This is a genomic window from Ruminococcus sp. HUN007, assembly GCF_000712055.1.
Taxonomy (GTDB): domain Bacteria; phylum Bacillota; class Clostridia; order Oscillospirales; family Ruminococcaceae; genus HUN007.
In genome coordinates, this window is record NZ_JOOA01000002.1 from 33,209 (window position 1) to 51,781 (window position 18,573).

The following is an 18,573-nucleotide window of genomic DNA, read 5'->3' on the forward strand; positions in this document are numbered from 1 at the left end:
CATGAAGTTTAAGATCGTATATGACAAACCCGGCAGAATACGCTTCAGGTGCGGCGAATACGCTTTTGAACGCGAAAAAGAAACCGCTGTTTTTCTGATTCTGAAAAACTGTGATTTTGTAAATGACGCAGAAGTACACAGTGCGAACGGAAGCATCCTTGTTTACTATGCTGAAGGTCACAGAGACGATGTTGTTTCAGTAGTCAGAAACATAAAAAAAGAAGATCTTACCGAAGAAACATCCGGTGAATTCCAGATAAAGCAGATAGACAGCGATTTTTCTGACAGGATCATACTAACAGTCCTCAGGCGCTTTGTTACCCGTGCCATTCTCCCTGATCCTGTACGCAGGATCATGACTTTTATCAAAGGCATAGGATATGTCTGTAAAGGGATCGCAGCCCTGTTTAACAGCGGCATGACAGTTGAAGTTCTTGACGGTGCGTCCATCGGAACATGCCTTATCCAGAAAAACTATTCAACTGCCGGAACAATAATGTTCTTGCTGAATCTTTCCTCAATTATGGAGGAATATACTCACGCCAGGACAAAAGCGGTATTAAGGGAAAGCCTTATTGTAAATACTGATGAAGTATGGCTGGTTCAGGGCGATACCGACGTAAAGATAACAATGGCTGAACTTAAAACCGATGACGTAGTAAGAATACGTGCCGGAAGCATGATCTATGCTGACGGTGATGTCGTTGACGGTGAGGCATATATAAACGAAGCAACAATGACAGGTGAAAGTCTGCCGGTGCACAAGAAAAAGGGAAGTTCAGTATTTGCCGGAACTCTTGTGGAGGAAGGATCTGTTGCTGTCAGAGTAAGAAATCTTTCTTCAGACAGCCGCATAAACAGGATCGTTGCACTTATAGACGAATCAGAGAATCTGAAAGCCGGAGTACAGAGCCGTGCCGAAAGGCTTGCTGACAGTGTGGTTCCGTTCAGTTTTATAGCTTTCGGACTTGTTTATCTGTTTACAGGCAATGTTACCAAGGCGGTTTCAGTACTGATGGTCGATTATTCATGTGCTATAAAACTTTCAGCACCAATTGCGGTCATTTCTGCAATAAAGGAAGCTGCGGACCGCGGTATAACAGTAAAGGGCGGTAAATATCTTGAAGAATTTGCTGCAGCGGATACTATAGTTTTCGATAAAACAGGCACGCTTACCAATGCAAAGCCCGAACTTGCTGAAGTTATCGCATTCAGGCCGTACAATAAAACAGAAGTCCTTCGTATTGCCGCCTGCCTTGAGGAGCACTATCCGCACAGTGTTGCAAGAGCTATTGTCAACGGGGCTGCGGAAAGAAATCTTATTCACGAGGAAGAGCATGCTGAAGTTGAGTATATTGTTGCTCATGGAGTGGCAACGCAGTACCGCGGAAAGCGTGCGATAATCGGAAGCAGGCATTTTGTCGAGGAAGATGAGCATGTGGAATTTTCTGCTGCTCAGTCTAAAGCAATTGAAAAAGCATCTGACAATGGTTCACTTATTTATCTTGCGATAGGCGGTAAGCTTGCCGGAATTCTCGTGATAAATGATCCTCCGCGTGAAAATGCGGCTGAGGTAGTAAAAAATCTGAAGAATGCCGGAATTGAAAGAATAGTAATGCTTACCGGTGACAGCCGCAGAATAGCTGAAAACATAGCTGAGACACTTGAGATCACTGATGTTATAGCAGAGGTTCTTCCTGAAGAAAAGTTTGCAGAGATCGAAAAACTTAAGGCTGAGGGCCGCCGTGTAATAATGGTCGGCGACGGCATCAATGATGCACCTGCGCTTGCTGCTGCAAATGTTTCCGTAGCGATGAACGACGCATCAGAAATAGCTCAGGAAACTGCGGATATTACCATAAGGCATTCTGACCTGAATGAACTTGTAACTGTACGAAGACTCAGTGAAAAACTGATGAAGCGTATAAGTGACAGTTATCACTTTATAATAACGTTCAACACGGCACTGTTAGCCGGAGGTATCTTTGGGTTCCTTGCGCCGGCGACATCAGCATTCCTGCACAATTCATCGACACTTCTGATATGTATGAAGTCCATGACTGCGTTGGAGGAGAAAAAGCAAAAAAAATTTAAAAAAATTATAAAAATCCTCTTGACAACGTATTTAATTTATGATATCATACTCTATGGTTACTTTGGGGTAACTGAGAGTCATTCATTTTTGTGATGACAGATCATATTTATATCTGCCATCACTTTTTATTTGCGGTATTGGTTAGTTAGTGCTAACATATCGCAGTAATTAAACGACTATGTTGTTTAATCAGAAGGCTTATGCAGACATCAAACATAGATTGCCGATCTGCATAGTAATACTTTTTATTTTCCAAAGGAGTGCTTTATTATGAATAAAAGAAAGTCACTTATCTGTGCTGCGTGTGCAGCGATCTGCTTAAGTTCTGTTCCGTTCTCAGCATCTGCTGCAGAAGCAGGAGATTATGTATACGGAACAATGAATATTCCTTATGCAGATTTTTATAAGGGCGAATTCAAAAACAGTCCGAACGCATATGACGTAGACGCTGTTTCATCTGCAACTTCAGGCAAGTGGAAGATGAATGAAGAAGGCAAGCTTGTTGAAGGTACTTTCAACGAAGCAAATGCTGAAGGCGAAGGCGGTAAGATCCTTGGTGTTACTTATCCTGTAGCCGTCAAGAAGGATGATCTTTCTGCTGTGTCAGGAAAAATGAACTTTACAGAAACAAGTGATGTTCCGGCTGCCTACAAGGTAGTTTCTGTAGATAACGGTGCGATTTCTTTCTCAGAAGTAAAGGACAGTACTCCTGAAAAACTTTCAGGTGAAGCTACTATTACAGCTAACACATCCTGGGGCGATTATCTTGTAAAAGTTGCAGACATGCCACAGGATATGGGCGCGATCAGAGGTGCTTTAATTAAGACAACCGACGGAAAAACTTATGGTATGCGTCATCTTGAAAACATCTGGCGCGGCGAACTTGCATGGTCATCAGGCGTAAAAAAGACTGAACCTCACGGCAATGCATTAAGCTATGAAAACTTTAAGGATCTTATGGGAGCTACTATCAGCGAGGTAACATACATCACAAAGAACGGTTACTATACTGCTGAAACTTCACTTTACGTCCCTGTAAGATTTGAGGCTCAGGTAACAGTGGAAAATACAGCTGCCGATTCAGGCAAAACAACTTTTAAAACAGAAGGTATTCCGGCTGACTTTTCTCCTGTTTATTCAGCGGGCGATCTTAATGTTTCAGTGGAAGGCGATACTCTTAATTTCAGAAACGGCAAGCCGGGTAACTACACTCTTACAATAGAAGACAAAAACGGCAAGTACGCATCAGTTTCCGGTACATTCACACTTACAACTGACAAAATGCCGGCTGCTTATGAAAACGGCGCTATAGTAAAGGCTGCTGATGCCTCTGTAGCAGATTATGCTGATTTTATGAGCAAGGTCTCAAAAATTACAGTAAACGAGAAAGCTTACAATGCTTCAGGACGCGGTGCTGTAAAGATCATTAAGGAAGACGGCACAATTGATATGGATGCTGCTTCAAAAGATGCGAAAGTTTTCGAAGGCAGCGACAAGTACAGTGTAAAAGTCGAAGCAGCCGGATATGAGAAAGCACTTGAATTTATTATTGATACAAAGGCTGCCGAAGTAACAACAGCTGCTGCAGTAACTGATGCTGCATCTGTTACAACCACTTCGAAATCCGGCAGCACAACAACAGCAAAGCAGACTGCACAGAATGTAAGTTCAACTCCTAAGACAGGCGATACTAGAGGCAGCTTTGCAGCAATTGCTTCACTTGGTTTAGCAGGTGCTGCAGCTGTGATCACTTCAAGGAGAAAGAATAAGTAATGCTGTTTATTATATCTGTTTTAACAGCTGTAATTTTTCTTTTTCTGTTTCGTAAACCATTAAAAAACCATCCTCTTATTTTCTACATTATTGCTGCGGCACTTACTGCCGCAGCATCAATGGTGAATGCCAGGTCACTGCCTCCGTTTGTAAATCAGTACATTATCGGAGCAATATCACGCGGTACACTTGCTACGGCTTTCTGGTGCGCAGTAATGTGGGCTGGTGCACTTCCGGACGGATCAAAGCTTTTGAAAGTGCTTATGCCGATACGCGGTGAATTATCAATATTTGCGGCTTTTCTGACTTTCGGGCATGTTATTGCACTTGGAGGAAGGTATATTATAAAATTTTTTACCGAAGCCGGAAAACTCCCTGATGATTTATTCACATCAACCTTAATTTCCCTAATACTGGTTGCGATCATGGTTCCTCTTACTGTCATGTCTTTTAAGAAAGTAAGAAAGAAAATGAAAGCTTCCACCTGGAAAAAGATACAGAGAACAGCATATATTTTTTATGCGCTGATCTATGTGCATGTACTGACATTTTTCATTCCTAAAGCCCGGATGGGCAGGGAAGGCTATTTTCTCAGTATTGTTGCTTACAGCGTTGTATTCATTTCATATGCTGTTTTCCGTATCAGAAAAGCATATCTCAGATCATGTAAAAGGAAAAACAGTATGTATAATAAAAAACTTGTTGACGGAATCTGTGGCTTAAGCTTTGCAGTTCTTATGTGTATTCCATGTTTAAGTGCATGTTCCAAACCCGAAAAAAATGATGATGCTCCTTCTCAGAACGCTGCGGTAACAACTGCAGTATCTGAAACGACAGTTTCTGAAACTACAGAGTCAGTTACAGAAGCGACTTCATCAGAGCCTGTTACATCAGTTTCAGAAACAACTGTTTCAGAAGTTACTGATGTTTCAAATACAGAGACCGAGGCTGTTTCTGACGCTGTTACTGCTTCAGAAGAAAAGAAAGATCCTTCCGGAGAAGAAAAGAAAGAAGAACAGCCTTCGGAAGAGCCTAAGCAGGAAGAACCACAGCCTGAACCTGAACCTGAACCGCAGAATCAGTACGTTTACAATAACGGAACATTTACCGGCACAGCATACGGATATGACGGCGACATTACAGTTACTATAACTATCGAAAATGATGCAATCACATCAATTTCAGGCAGTACTGCCGAAAGCGATCCTGCATACTTCAACGATGCTAAAGATCATGTTTTCGGACAGATCATGGGAACTACAAATTCTCAGGTAAGTGCCTACAGCGGATGCACTTACAGTTCAAACGGAATCATGGGCGCTGTTGCAGCAGCACTTGATTCAGCACGCAGATAACTGAAAAACCAGCCATTTTTCAGTATCTATAAAGAAAGCATTAGCAAATCACTGACAGCTTTGCGTTCAGTGGCCCGTATTATTTACTAAATGCTTTCCTATTGTTAAAAGGGTAAATTGTTCATTCTTTTAACTCTACTCTCCTTTTATAATATTTCCGATGTGGCTGCTGCCTTCTTTGACAGCAGCCACAAAATCGTATAATGAGGTTTTTATGAAAAAAATAATTATTTTAGCATTCTGCCTGCTTATATCTTTTCTGACGGTCTCATGTTCATCCGAAGGTGATCTTTCGGCATCTGATAAGCAGATAACGGATACAGTTTCGTCTGATGAAGCTTCAGTGCGTGATCTGTTCGCAATGGATACTTTAATGACACTGAAGGCATACGGGGAAGACCGTGAAGGTGCACTCAGTGAAGCTGTATTAAAAATAACTGAACTTGAAAAGCTTTTTTCTGCAACTGACGAAGAAAGTGAGATATGGAAAGCTTCCCATTCCGGCGGAAAGACAGTTTCACTAAGTGAAGAAACAGCAGAAGTTCTTTCATTTATGCTTGATATTTCATTTAAGACAAACGGTGCGCTTGATCCTACTGTCTGTCCTGTAGTCAGAGAATGGGGATTTACAACCGGAAAATACAAAATTCCTGAACAGGACGTAATCGCCTCTCTTCTGCAGCTGACTGGTTATGAAAAAGTAAAGCTTAACGGTAATGAACTTACTTTACCTGAAGGTATGATGCTCGATCTCGGAGCGTCAGCAAAAGGCTATACCGGCGATGTTGTTTCAGATATTTTCCGCAGGCACGGAGTATCTTCAGCTGTAATAAGTCTTGGCGGAAATGTACAGACGGTAGGATCAAGACCGGACGGTACTGACTGGAAGGTAGCGGTAAGAGATCCGCTTGACGAATATGAACAGTTATGTATTGTTTCAGTTTCAGACAAGGCGGTGGTCACTTCCGGAAACTATGAACGTTATTTCACAGGCGAAGACGGGAAACGCTACTGCCATATTATCGATCCGTCAGACGGATATCCGGCCGACAACGGTATAGCATCAGTTACAGTAATAAGCGACAGCGGAATTCTCTGTGACTGTCTTTCTACTGCACTGTTTGTCATGGGTAAGGATAAAGCACTGGAGTACCAGAAAAAGCACGGCGGATTTGAAATGATAATCGTATCGTCAGAAAATGAAGTTACTTATACCGAGGGGCTTGAAGGAAAGATAGAACTGGTGAAGTGACAATTGAATTCTACCTTCAAATATGGATTTAAATGTATCAACGGTTTTCGGTGTAATCATGTTCTTCGTCGCATTCTTCCACGGTGATCTGCTTGCCGGCATATTCTCGAACAAACCTGATACAATCGCAGCAGCCTGGGATTACCTTAAGGCATATGCAATAGACTGCCTGTTCACATGTTTCCTTTTCTGCTTCATCGGATTTTATAACGGTATCGAGAAAACAAAGTTCGTCATGTTCCAGGGAATATTCGGAGCTTTTATTATCAGAATACCGGTTGCTTTCCTCATGTCACACATCGGAAACGGCTCACTTTTCAAAATAGGTCTTGCAACTCCGTGTTCTACAATTGTACAGATAACTATGTGTTTTATAGTTTATTTCGACTTTGCAAAAAGTCTGAAAAAGGAAGCAAAGTAAAGATCTATAGCACGCCGCAGGCGTACCGCTGAAAAGGTGGTGCCTGCGGCACAATTTTTACAGAGCGCATCTGAATTCGGAAATACTTCAAGCCCTGCGCTTTACGATAGTAGGCATAATTGACATTCTCAATAGCGTTTTGTATAATGTTTATATAGGGTAAGCACTCGGTTTGCTCGTGAATTTGGTGTTTAGGAGTGATTGGATGATAAATGGGAAACGACCTGATCCTGACAAAGTTCACCCTATCAATGGGTACGATAAAGAGATCTATATCAAGCCTACGATCAACAACCCCAACATTATTGTGGGCGATTTTTCATATATAGCTGATTTAGACTTTGAGAGTCATGTAACACACCATTATCAGTGGAATGGCGATAAACTGATTATCGGCAAGTTCTGCCAGATAGCGGTGGGCGTTGAGTTTGTTATGAATGGTGCAAATCATCAGATGAACGCTGTGTCTACTTTTCCGTTCTATACGCTGGAAGGCTGGGATATGGAGCCGCCTGCAATGGCTGACCTGCCCTTAAAGGGAGATACGATCATTGGAAATGATGTGTGGATAGGTCAAAATGCCGTCATTCTCCCCGGCGTTCACATTGGAGACGGTGCGATCATTGGTGCAAACAGCGTTGTAGGCAGAAATGTTGAACCTTACACAATCGTTGTCGGCAATCCTGCAAAGGTACTTCGTAAGCGTTTTGATGATGAACTTATCGGTTTGCTTCAGTCCTTTAAGTGGTGGGAAAAAAAGCATTGATGAAATAAATGCGTTGATACCCATTCTGACTTGTAGTGATCTGAATAGGGTCAGAGAGGAGCTGAAAGCAAGGCTATGATCATACTGATAACCGGAGCATCACACACAGGCAAAACGCTCCTTGCGCAAAAGATGCTCGAAAAGTATCATTATCCGTATCTGTCAATAGACCACCTGAAACAAGGGAACGGTTTATTTGAGTTTGGAGATTTCTCAATTCATATCTGAGCTTAAAATCACGCCCCCGTGATGTTCTTCGACTTCCATTCCCCATAGAGCTGCCCGAACCTCGTCCAATCGGTGGGGATAGGCTTAGTACCAGCACTGAAGTTTTCAAAAAATTAAGTCTTGCTGCGGAATACATGAAAAAATTACAAAATTGAATTTTGATATAAAATATGGTATAATCATAGTAATTACTATTGCATGAAACGGTGATGATTATATATGCGAAGAGATTTATCGGAAGTAAATTCATTAAATGATACATCAAGAGAAAAAACGATCATAAAAACGAGTATTATCGGGATAGCGGCCAATGTATTTCTTGCAGCTTTCAAGGCAGTGATCGGGCTTATGACACATTCGATAGCTATAGTTCTCGATGCAGTCAACAATATTTCAGATGCCGGAAGTTCGCTTATTACTATCATCGGTACAAAACTCGCGGGCAGGGAACCGGATAAAAAACATCCTTTCGGATATGGCAGGATCGAATATCTTAGTGCAATGATCATTTCCGTTATCGTATTATATGCAGGCATTACGTCGTTTACAGAATCGGTTAAGAAGATCGTTTCACCGCAGACACCGGAATATACAGGAGTTTCTCTTGTAATTGTAGGCGCTGCTGTTGTCGTTAAGATCGTACTCGGAAAATACGTCAAAAGCGTAGGCGTAAAGGTCAATTCAGATTCGCTTGTCAATTCCGGAGAAGATGCGACCCTGGATTCAGTTATATCAGCTTCAACGCTAGCAGCTGCAGCAATATTTCTTCTGTGGGGACTCTCACTTGAAGCATGGCTTGGCGCTGTAATATCGCTGGTCATAATCAAATCCGGTTTTGAGATGCTGAAAGGTACGGTTTCGCAGATACTCGGTGAACGCAGTGATCCGGAACTTGCAAAAAGCATAAAGCAGACGGTAACAGAATTTGACGGCGTTGAGGGAGCTTACGATCTCGTTCTCAACAACTACGGACCGGATGCATGGAACGGATCCGTTCATATTGAAGTACCGGATACATATTCAGCAGACAGGCTCGACCGCCTTATCCGTGAGATACAGACGGCAGTATTCAGCAAACATAAGGTCATTCTTACAGCGATCGGTGTTTATTCGATTAACACGCGGGACGATGAGGCGAAAGCGATTGAACGGAAGGTAAGGGAGATTGTATTCTCACACGAATATATTCTGCAGATGCACGGATTCTATCTGACAAAAGAAACAAATACCATTCGTTTCGATGTCGTTGTAAGTTTTGACGCTCCGGACCGCAGGGAAGTGTATAAAGCTATAGTTTCCGACGTTCAGAAAGCATTTCCGGATCATAAGCTGCAGATAGCTCTCGATACTGATTTTTCGGAGGTGTAAAGCATTACTGGTTTTATACAGAGATATAAAATGATCAGAATGATCATGGACTCCATACTTATTATTGTCGGAGCACCGCCTGCGAGTTTTTTAGGCAGCCTGCTCCGGTTTTTTTATGCTGATAAAAAAGTACAAATTATAAAAAAAGGAAGCAAGTGACAGAGAGGTATATTAAATAGATGAAATATGACAACATAACAAAAGCAATATTCATTAACCGTCCAAACCGTTTCATCGCCGAGGTGGATATCGATGGACACACGGAAACCGTTCATGTAAAAAATACAGGAAGATGCCGGGAGCTTTTAGTTAAAGGCTGCGAGGTCTGGCTTACTGCTCCAGATTCACCGGGACGAAAAACAAAGTATGATCTGGTGGCAGTAAGGAAAGAAAAACGGAATTCTTTTCAATATTGACAGCCAGGCTCCGAATAAAGTGGTAAAAGAGTGGCTCACCGGTCAGAATTACGACGTAATAATTCCAGAATATACATACGGTGATTCAAGGATCGACTTCTTCATGGAACGCGGAAGAGAGAAATATCTGATGGAAGTTAAGGGCTGCACCCTTGAGATCGATGGCATCGGATATTTTCCGGACGCACCGACAGAAAGAGGTGTTAAACATCTTCGTGAACTTGCCGGATCAGTAAAAGCCGGATATAAAGCGATTCTGGCATTCGTAATCCAAATGGACGGTGTATCGGAGGTCAGAGCCAATATAAATACACACCCTGAGTTCGGCACTGCTCTGGAAGAGGCAAAGAAAGCAGGCGTGGAAGTTCTGTTTCTGAAATGCCACGTGGAGCCGGATGGTCTGGTTATTGTAGAATGAATTTTTGTTATTTAAGTATAAATCTGAAAGACACCCTCGTAATCATATTTAACGCGGGTGTCTTTTGATAAGTATGCGGTCTGGTTTCGTTTTACTTAATATAATTTTTCTTTTTCATATGCTGATATCTGTTACGACCCATTCGTTTTCCTCAAACGGATAATCGTTGCCACAGTACGGACAATTTCTTACGTTTGCTGCATCGAAACTTCCTCCGCATGACGGGCAGTTTACTGCCTTGAAAGAAAAGCCAAGATCAGTTGGCTTTTTGATAATCTTTCGCATACTCATGCGAATCTTGTCAGAGCTGCGGATGATCCTGCCATTTCGGTAATGCAGACTGTCGGTATAAAAAGTGAGTGAAACATTGCAGACACCATTTTTGATACTGTATTTGGTCACACCTGAATTACGATATGTAATATCAATGATCTCACGAATTTTTTTCGGAATCGGCTTTTTGCACTGGCAGATATTAAGTTCCTGCGGATCAGAGCTGTAAAGCATGAATTTCAGAAGAGACGTTGATTTGTCACGGAAGTATTCTATCGAAAAAGTCGGATCAAGAGTATGCATCTTATTACAGAATATAAGTGTTTTTGGCATTGTACTTCCGCCACGGCCAACGTTGGCAAGCTGCCTTACTGACTCGATAATATTTGCAATGAACCATGCTGGAATACCAAAAAACACACCCATGAAAGCTGAAGCTGGAACAGCATATAAATAGGTCACTATTGAGTCTTTGTCTACGGTGAAGTCTTTCGTTTCCATAAACTGTCTGAAGGCCTCTGTATTTATGATGAAGCTTTTCAGTATGTGTAAACCAATGTATAACACAAAAAAGCCAATGGAACAGAATAAGATATATTTTTTGATCTGTTTTTTATTATAGAGTAATTTGCCATATTTCTCAATGAAGATATGCATTACTTTCGGATACAGTTCGTCCATAAGAAATTTCGTGTCACAGAATTCACAACCGTCTTCGAGTCCGCCGAGAGTAGAAGGAGCACCGCAGTTCGGACAGCATAATGGAGTGTCCGCAGGCGGAACGCAGCCTGTTTTTGGATTCTGCAATACGACAGACAGATTGCCTTCTTCACTGCTGCAGTAGATCTCATTCCCGGAATTACGTATTGTAGTGGTAACTTTTTTACTTGTACCAAGGATAGTATTTACAAAAACGCTGTCCTCGAAGGAAAGTGCCCCGACATTGCCTTCGTTTTGTTCTGTTTTTCCAAATTTTATCTGCATATCAATTCCAAGTTTTTTTAGTTTTTGCTTTTGCAGTTCCAGCATAAAGCGAGTATCCTGACTTGCGAGTTCAGGTACTTTCCCGCTGTTGTACCATTCAGAAAGCTGTTTTTCAAAACGATTATATTTTTTCTTCAAATCATGATTTTTCGGCAGATTTGGGCTCACTTCAAAATTGTGCATAATATTCTCCATATCAATAATTTTTTATACGTTTTACAGTTGCCTTTCGGCTATTTCTGTAAAGCGGGTTTGCATGTGCGATGATTATTATAACACAAAACAGGGGATATATCAAGGTAAGCGAAAAAATATCCATTCTCCTTATTATTGGAATGCAAGTGTTCCTTTGATAAGGGGGATTTTTGTCATTCAGGCTTTTTCATAGAATCATTTGTTAAAAGAGTATCAGATACAACAAATACCGTTCCGACTACCACGATGACGAAAGCTGCAGTTGCTTTCTCCTTCATATCTTGTGGTATAACCTCCTTGACAAACAGCTTGCAATATGATATTATGACATGAACTAAGATAATAACGGAGGATAAATGATATGGGTAAATCACTTTATGAAGTAATTTCTTCGAGCGTAACAGACGACGGTATTCTTCCGAAAGAATTTAAACTTCCGGAACGCACAAAAGAAGACGGCATCACTTTTGCCGACGGTGCGATGGATGGAATTTTTATTTACCACACAGCTCATACACCGCTTAAGGAAAACGAAAAAGAAGAACTTGGCGAACTTTTAAAACTGGCGGGAACAGGTGACATTCAGAAAGCGTCGGCCGGTTTTGAAATATTCTGTGAAAAGCATCGCGCTATAACTGTCATTGACGATATACAGCGGTTTATCATGGATCATACTGATATCCTTGAAGCGCAGAAAATGTTTGATTTTGCTTTGAATATGTTATCAGAATCAGCAGATAAGGAATGCGTTAAAGTCGGATTAAGTATTCTTGAACTTTTCGATATTGATGAAGATGAGAAATTATGTAACATGATCCGTACTGTCGGTCTTTCTGATGAGTTCACGATTTTTTCTGTGTTCTGCATGAGGAAATGGTCAGATGCAGAAAATGAAATACTGAAACTTGCAAAGTCTGTCCGCGGATGGGGAAGGATCCACTGCATTGATTTTATAGAAGCTGAAAATGCCGAAACTAAAGAATGGCTTTTCTTTAACGGAGTAGACAACGACGTTGTTCCGGCGTACTCAGCGTGGCCGGTCTATGAAAAATCTGATTTTAATGAAAGAATGCAGAAAGATAAGCTTTCATACGACGAGATCCATGCAGTTCTGAATATAGCAGATGCACTTATGGATGAAGGCCCTGTAAGTGGTATATCAAATATGGATGATCCTAAGGGCTTTTTAGCTGAAATCCTGAAAAAGTCAGAAGGGGATTATCCGTTTTCAGAACGTGACCTCAGGATTTTAAAAGATATTTCCGAATGGGGAGATCCGGAGGTTTTATAAAGAAAGGATGAGGCAGTGACTATGATCGAGATTTCCTATCTACAGATGTTTATTTTTATAACTCTCATTTGGATACTTGTACGATTCATAATTGCGATCAGATTCAAAAAGTTCTCGGTAAAACGTGAACTACAAATGCTTCTTGTATACATATGTCTTGTAGTTATTGCTAGATTTGTATACTTTCCGTTACATTTGGTTGATGGAAAAATAGGTACACTAACGATTGGCCCTGCAAAGACACCGTCAGACATGATAAGCCTCATCCCGTTCTATTTTCTCTTTGACAGATATGATGGATGGCTTGTCAATATTATCGGGAACATAGCAATGTTTATACCAGTCGGAATAGTATGGCCTATCTGTTTCCGAAAGCTTGATAATATCAAAAAAACTATGTTAGCAGGAATTTGTTTTATTATCTTCATTGAGCTTTCCCAACTGGTATCTCCCGAAAGGCATACAGATATTGATGACTTAATATTAAATACAAGTGGTGTTTTGATTGGTGCGTGTATCATATTTGCTATACGAAAAGCCGCAAAATCTGAATATCATCAAAAGGATAGTCGAAGTGGTGCTGACAGTCCTTATTCCGATTAAATGTGCCGGAGGCATCACCTTTTATTCTGAAAAGTTTTTGTTACAGGAGATTTTTATGAAAACATTGAAAAAGGTTCTGATCGGCATCCTTGCCGTCCTACTGTTTCTGATATTGTTTGAAATCTTCGGTATGATCATCAATCACGCCTCGACCGGTATCCAGACAAAACGTCTGCGCCATGATATTGTTGATACGCTCCGGAATACCGAGATCATCTCTGTTGAATCCGAGACCGGCAACACTTCAGGTACAGGAAATCATGTGGACTGCCTTACACAGATCACGTTCACATCAGATCTTTCGCTGTCTGATGTACAGGATAAATTCGATGACACATACAAATGGGATGATTTTAACTGCTATATAGAAGAAACTGATAAAGCAGGCGAATACCTGTTCTACCTGCGTAAGCGTGCGCCATTCGCTGATAATATCGAAGGGCATTAAGAAATCGGAGAGGAAGTATGGGGCTTCCTTCGTCAAATCGGAATTTCGAGGAGATTTGAAAATATATGAACAGCATTGTTTTAGGACATATTAATGACTTGTTTGATTCATATGATTTATTCAGCGGCACAGGCAAAAAGAGGATACGCAGTTCAATTATAACAAGCTTTCCCGATATATCAGATAAAGAGATCAAAGAAGCAGAGGAGTATTTACATTCCTTTTATGAGTGTTGTTTGAAATATGCAGATATAATAGCCGCTAAATATAAAACACCATTCTTACCTAAAGGAGAAGATGCACAAAAGGAAATCTCAGAATATGAGAGTGAATGCAGGAAACAATATCCAGAAATTGATGCAGAGAAAATTAAAAGTGTTTTTTCTATCGTTTGTTGGTTAGCTAACAGATAACCGAGTTGTAAATTCTGATTTGGTTCATTAACTGAATATACACTAAGCACTTGCTACGGCAGGTGCTTTTTTCATTCCCTCACGGAGGAGGTGAAACCGCATGATATGCTTCCGGCTGTGGCTCACCCCAAGTGAGCCGTTATTTTTTTGCCCGTTTTGACTTGATGAACTGGAAGGATTATGGTATAATGGTATGGTACATATCGAGTTGCCGGTGAATTTTACATCTGTTTATTTGATCAATAAAAATATTTAAGGAGTGCTGCATATGTTACAAGGATTTGAAGATGCATTTACCGATGCACAGGCAAGTATCGTATCACTTGCATTAGAACTGTTAGAGAACGACGAAAAAGAAGCCGATATGGTGTATATTTATATCTATCGAAGCGATTCAATGGGTTTCTTTAACGCATTCTTTGCTAAAGATAAAAAGATATGCCTTTTAAACGACTGGTTTGATGACGATCAGATAGATGAGTTTTTTGATTGTGGGTTTGAAGACATGGACAATATCGTTGATATTTGCGATAAATATGATGGAAAACGTCCTATTGAATTCAGATTAAGCTACAATGTTCATACAAAAGCATTTGACGCTAAATACAACTATGATGATTTCGCCGGAGATGGTGATGTCGACTTAGTGGATATTTTTGAGGACTGGCAGAAGGAATGTGAAGCTGAACTAAGCAAGGAGAAATGAACATGAAAGTGAAATCAAAGAAGAAAATCATATTATGCTGTTGTATTTCTTTGATACTGCTGGTGTTGCTGGCTGCTGTATGTTTTTTTCAATTTACGGATTTAGGCTATCGAATGTCAGTTCCGTACCGCATTTCCTTTGAAAAAGCAGCAGATAATATTTATGTCAACAAGAACTATTCCGGTAATATCAAAGAAGCAATCAGGCTCACGGAAGATGCATTGGAACGGGACAGAGCGTTTTTCGGAGAATTACAGTGTACCGATACAACTAAAACGATTGTGATTTTCTGTGATGATGATAATCTCCTTTCAAGGCTCGGCGGAGATCATGATACGAATACTTCAATATTTGACCCGAAGCAAAACTACATTTCTATTTCAGATGAATACCTTAATATTGACATAATAGCACATGAATTCACTCACGCGGAGTTGCATACCCGCCTGAATACAAATGCTCTGAAAGGGATTCCTACATGGTTTGATGAGGGACTTGCCACGCAAAATGATTATCGTGAGCAATATGGGCTGGAGGCATGGATTGAACAGACTGATAACGGAAAAAATGCACTTCCTCTCGAAGATATGGATACAGGTTCTGAATTTTATGCTGGAACGGTAGAAGACAGGCGTTTCCGTTACCTGAATGCGAAACATGAGGTCGGTGTTTGGATGGAGGCTCATCAGCAGAAAGGGTTGTTAGAATTATTTGATAAGCTAAACAACGGCGAGTCGTTTGATACTGCTTATTTCAAATAAAATCTGATTAGCGCATTAACTGAATATACACAAAGCACTTGCTACGGCAGGTGCTTTTTTCATACCCTCACGGAGGAGGCGAAACCGAATGGCAAACAGAATCAAGAGCATCACGGTCGAGATCGGCGGTGATACCACAAAGCTGTCGATGGAGCTTGACGAAAAATACGCCTCCGTCATTCTCCGGCAATACGTTGAGGACACCGGGAATGCCGAAGGCGTGTATGTAATTCGTAACGGACAGCAGATTCCTTATTCTGATCTGGTCAAAGAGGTTGAGACGAAGGAAGGCTGAGCATTATTGCAGTTATTTCACGTTTCTTTTTTGTCATATTTTACTGTTTTCGGATTCCGTTGTCTTGATAGCATTATAGTATTCGAGCTGCATCGGAAGTACAGCCCAAAGCTGCGCTCTGGAATTGTTTGATGTCAGCACATCTATTATCTCTTTGTCCGGCACAGGATAGACGGTGAAATCGTCTTGTTCGCCTTTATCTGTGCGTATTGGGAAGGCAAGCTGCTCGGTGTCGATGCTAAACTGTGCATTCATGCCCTCTTTGTTTCCTCTTGCATCAAGCCTTATCCATTTATCATGCTCTCTGAGATATACTCCGTTAAGTCCGTGATAGACAAGCTCCGGCACATCGGCATTGTCGTTGAGTACGATCTTCTGATAGCAAAAGCCTGCGGGGATGCCCCTGCTGCGGAGTATCGCAGCCAGAAGATGAGATTTTGCAAAGCATACTCCGTGACCTGCTTTGAGTACCTGTGATGCCGTGCAGGGCACCTCGTCTGCTCCGATGTCAGCCGAATGTGAGATGTGGTCACGCACATACTCAAAAGCCTTTCTGATAAAATCGGTCTCGCCGTTTGACGCGCTATAAAGCTTGTCAGCCAGTTGTGCAACAGACTCGTTGTCAAAGTCAATGATATCACTGCATTGCAGATATTGGTGGATGTTATTCGTGTATAGTTTCGTTTTCATTTTTTCTCCGCCTTTCTGGTTTTTCAGTTTCCGTTCTGGCAGTTCGCTGAACATTTCCGATACCATTTTTCATATTATAGCACATATCGACAGAAAAAACAACAGGTTCTACCTGAAAGATTGTCACTACTCACACTTGCTATATCTGCGATTCAGAGTTAATATCTAAACAGTCCACTGGACTGTTTACTACACTCAAACCGCAGCAAGCGGTGAAAAACAGGAGGTCACATCATGAATATCAGATTCAATATTGAAAAGAACCAGCGCAAGGCACTGGCGCAGAAGATCGGTGAGCTGGCTGAGATGGATGTCCGCTACTGCGGCGTTCCGAGCTGCGCCTACGAGATCGGGGCATACACCCTCGACAAGGAAGCGGTGCATGGCGATGCCTACGCAAAATTCATCACTATGTTTTGCGAGTTTGCAAAGAACCTGCAGCGTGTGGCGCGGGACGGATATCCTCCAAACGGTGGTAACCCACCCCACACATCGCACGTGTGCGGCTCTTGTGCGATGTACAATTCACGTACAATTCATCTACATTTCTGTTTTGGTTTACTTGCATTTCCATTTTATCTGTGGTATACTATTTCCATCTGAAAGGAGAAAGTGCAATGGAAAACAGAATTGATATGCTGGAACTACGGCTTTACAGGAATCCACCGCCTGATGATGAACCAGAAAGAAAAATGCCGCTGGTAGTGGAATATTACATCAATGACTCCTGTCTGCTGGATTTGATCCGCGAGATAGAATCGCCATTTGCTGCGCATGAAACACCTTCAATGAAACCCGGTGATTACGGACACAACACACGCGGCTACATGGCGTTACAATTCAGTACTGCACGCACACCGGGTGATTACTATTATGATTACGGCGTGGAACTCTATTGCTGTTCTGGCTGCGGAGATTCCGGTTGCTGGTCTGTCCTCTGCCGATTCCGTGAAGAAGGTGATTGTGTCCTCATGACTGATTTTCACCATAATCACCGTGAAAAACTGGCAATATCCCATTAGCTATCGTTTTACGAAAGAAAACTTTGATGCAGAAATGCAGAAACTTGGACTATAATTTAAAAACGTGAGTTCTTTTCATGATAGAACTCACGTTTTTTCATGACTATTTCTTTTGGTAAACCACTCCACACAGGGTTGCGGGTGTCCGGTGGACACCTCTGCGGAAGGCAGCCGCTTTTCAATCTTATTCATTATTCTTTTCGCTCCACATGAATGTTCTTTTACGATTTACATTTAGAATTGCATAGGATATGAGACGTAACCCTTTGAGATGCTCAAATAATTCATAAAACCGGTTTTCAAATGATTCATAATCATCAAAAGTCAGATCATCTAATTGGATGTTTAATGTTGGATAGATCATACCTCGACAATCACACCATTCCGGCTTTTCATCATACCAGTCAGCATAAAGATGGCCTTTCCATTTTTCGCCATGCGAAGAAATGAGTAATCTCTTGTTGACATCTGGCTCTGGTTCTCCCTCTAAACAAGGAGTGAATCTTATCAACTGCGATATGTTTTCCGGATTCTCTATGAACACTCTCCCGCATGACGGGCATTGATATAAATTCAAGTGAAACAGATCATCAATACGCTCATAAATCGCATGATTATTTTCATGTGACTTTTCAATTTTATCTATACAGTCCCAGAACTCATTCCAATCCTGATCGGCAATGATTCTTCCTTTATATGAAATACAATCTGTGCTATCATGAAACCGATATCCACATTTACACAAAAAGTGCATGAAAACGCCCCCCGTAGTCTTTTTATAATAATAACTGAAATCTCGC

The 18,573-nt window shown here is 41.3% G+C and carries 18 protein-coding genes and 3 pseudogenes; 18 read left to right on the top strand and 3 right to left on the bottom strand.

Translation table 11 applies throughout. From position 1 onward, the window contains the following. The first annotated feature begins 1 nt into the window (after position 1). From CC97_RS04150 to sfsA, 9 genes and pseudogenes are all read left to right on the top strand, one after another. Positions 2–2,188 (top strand): heavy metal translocating P-type ATPase, encoded by a 2,187-nt coding sequence (locus CC97_RS04150; protein WP_081849981.1) that lies wholly within the window; start codon positions 2–4, stop codon positions 2,186–2,188. A gap of 177 nt (positions 2,189–2,365) precedes the next feature. After that, positions 2,366–3,868: an LPXTG cell wall anchor domain-containing protein gene (locus CC97_RS04155; RefSeq protein WP_044973955.1), complete on the top strand. Its 1,503-nt coding sequence runs from the start codon at positions 2,366–2,368 to the stop codon at positions 3,866–3,868. Then, positions 3,868–5,223: an FMN-binding protein gene (locus CC97_RS04160; protein ID WP_044973956.1), complete on the top strand. Its 1,356-nt coding sequence runs from the start codon at positions 3,868–3,870 to the stop codon at positions 5,221–5,223. The genes CC97_RS04155 and CC97_RS04160 overlap by 1 nt, the downstream gene beginning before the upstream one ends. A gap of 214 nt (positions 5,224–5,437) precedes the next feature. Beyond that, a complete protein-coding gene (locus tag CC97_RS04165; protein WP_044973957.1) occupies positions 5,438–6,475 on the top strand; it encodes an FAD:protein FMN transferase in 1,038 nt (345 codons plus the stop codon). 22 nt (positions 6,476–6,497) lie between these two features. Further along, a complete protein-coding gene (locus CC97_RS04170; RefSeq protein ID WP_044973958.1) occupies positions 6,498–6,896 on the top strand; it encodes an MATE family efflux transporter in 399 nt (132 codons plus the stop codon). Between the two features lie 205 nt (positions 6,897–7,101). Continuing rightward, on the top strand, positions 7,102–7,662 hold the full coding sequence (locus CC97_RS21275; RefSeq protein WP_278245311.1) for a CatB-related O-acetyltransferase: 561 nt from the start codon (positions 7,102–7,104) through the stop codon (positions 7,660–7,662). 75 nt (positions 7,663–7,737) lie between these two features. Beyond that, positions 7,738–7,842, top strand: a pseudogene (locus CC97_RS19475) (adenylate kinase); the annotation flags it as partial. Between the two features lie 267 nt (positions 7,843–8,109). Next, positions 8,110–9,258 carry a cation diffusion facilitator family transporter gene (locus CC97_RS04180; protein ID WP_044973959.1) on the top strand — a complete coding sequence of 383 codons (1,149 nt, stop codon included), beginning with the start codon at positions 8,110–8,112 and terminating at the stop codon, positions 9,256–9,258. Positions 9,259–9,437: 179 nt separating this feature from the next. Then, positions 9,438–10,092, top strand: a pseudogene (gene sfsA, locus CC97_RS04185) (DNA/RNA nuclease SfsA). A 114-nt stretch (positions 10,093–10,206) separates the two neighbouring features. On the opposite strand, the gene CC97_RS04190 reads toward sfsA, so the two are convergent. Further along, complete coding sequence (locus tag CC97_RS04190; RefSeq protein WP_044973960.1) at positions 10,207–11,532, bottom strand: hypothetical protein; 1,326 nt, start codon at positions 11,530–11,532, stop codon at positions 10,207–10,209. Positions 11,533–11,905: 373 nt separating this feature from the next. Here CC97_RS04190 and CC97_RS04195 point away from each other — a divergent pair, with 373 nt between their 5' ends. From CC97_RS04195 to CC97_RS04225, 7 genes and pseudogenes are all read left to right on the top strand, one after another. Next, complete coding sequence (locus CC97_RS04195) at positions 11,906–12,835, top strand: hypothetical protein (protein WP_044973961.1); 930 nt, start codon at positions 11,906–11,908, stop codon at positions 12,833–12,835. 21 nt (positions 12,836–12,856) lie between these two features. Continuing rightward, positions 12,857–13,438 carry a VanZ family protein gene (locus CC97_RS04200; RefSeq protein WP_044973962.1) on the top strand — a complete coding sequence of 194 codons (582 nt, stop codon included), beginning with the start codon at positions 12,857–12,859 and terminating at the stop codon, positions 13,436–13,438. 55 nt (positions 13,439–13,493) lie between these two features. Then, entirely contained in the window at positions 13,494–13,886 is a 393-nt protein-coding gene (locus CC97_RS04205; protein ID WP_044973963.1) for a hypothetical protein, read from the top strand. A 65-nt stretch (positions 13,887–13,951) separates the two neighbouring features. Then, positions 13,952–14,299 (top strand): hypothetical protein, encoded by a 348-nt coding sequence (locus CC97_RS04210; RefSeq protein WP_044973964.1) that lies wholly within the window; start codon positions 13,952–13,954, stop codon positions 14,297–14,299. A gap of 268 nt (positions 14,300–14,567) precedes the next feature. Further along, complete coding sequence (locus tag CC97_RS04215) at positions 14,568–15,005, top strand: hypothetical protein (protein WP_044973965.1); 438 nt, start codon at positions 14,568–14,570, stop codon at positions 15,003–15,005. A gap of 2 nt (positions 15,006–15,007) precedes the next feature. Continuing rightward, a complete protein-coding gene (locus CC97_RS04220; protein ID WP_044973966.1) occupies positions 15,008–15,766 on the top strand; it encodes a hypothetical protein in 759 nt (252 codons plus the stop codon). A 148-nt stretch (positions 15,767–15,914) separates the two neighbouring features. Next, positions 15,915–16,061: pseudogene (locus CC97_RS04225) on the top strand (DNA modification methylase); the annotation flags it as partial. A 33-nt stretch (positions 16,062–16,094) separates the two neighbouring features. On the opposite strand, the gene CC97_RS04230 reads toward CC97_RS04225, so the two are convergent. Continuing rightward, the gene (locus CC97_RS04230; RefSeq protein WP_044973968.1) at positions 16,095–16,751 is read right to left on the bottom strand and encodes a transglutaminase-like domain-containing protein; all 657 of its coding nucleotides are present in this window, start codon (positions 16,749–16,751) and stop codon (positions 16,095–16,097) included. Between the two features lie 234 nt (positions 16,752–16,985). Here CC97_RS04230 and CC97_RS04235 point away from each other — a divergent pair, with 234 nt between their 5' ends. After that, a complete protein-coding gene (locus CC97_RS04235) occupies positions 16,986–17,354 on the top strand; it encodes a hypothetical protein (protein WP_044973969.1) in 369 nt (122 codons plus the stop codon). 14 nt (positions 17,355–17,368) lie between these two features. Next, positions 17,369–17,773, top strand: coding sequence for a hypothetical protein (locus tag CC97_RS04240; RefSeq protein WP_044973970.1), 405 nt, complete (start codon positions 17,369–17,371; stop codon positions 17,771–17,773). A gap of 184 nt (positions 17,774–17,957) precedes the next feature. On the opposite strand, the gene CC97_RS04245 is transcribed toward CC97_RS04240, so the two are convergent. Continuing rightward, positions 17,958–18,527 (bottom strand): hypothetical protein, encoded by a 570-nt coding sequence (locus CC97_RS04245; protein ID WP_044973971.1) that lies wholly within the window; start codon positions 18,525–18,527, stop codon positions 17,958–17,960. Positions 18,528–18,573 lie beyond the last annotated feature (46 nt).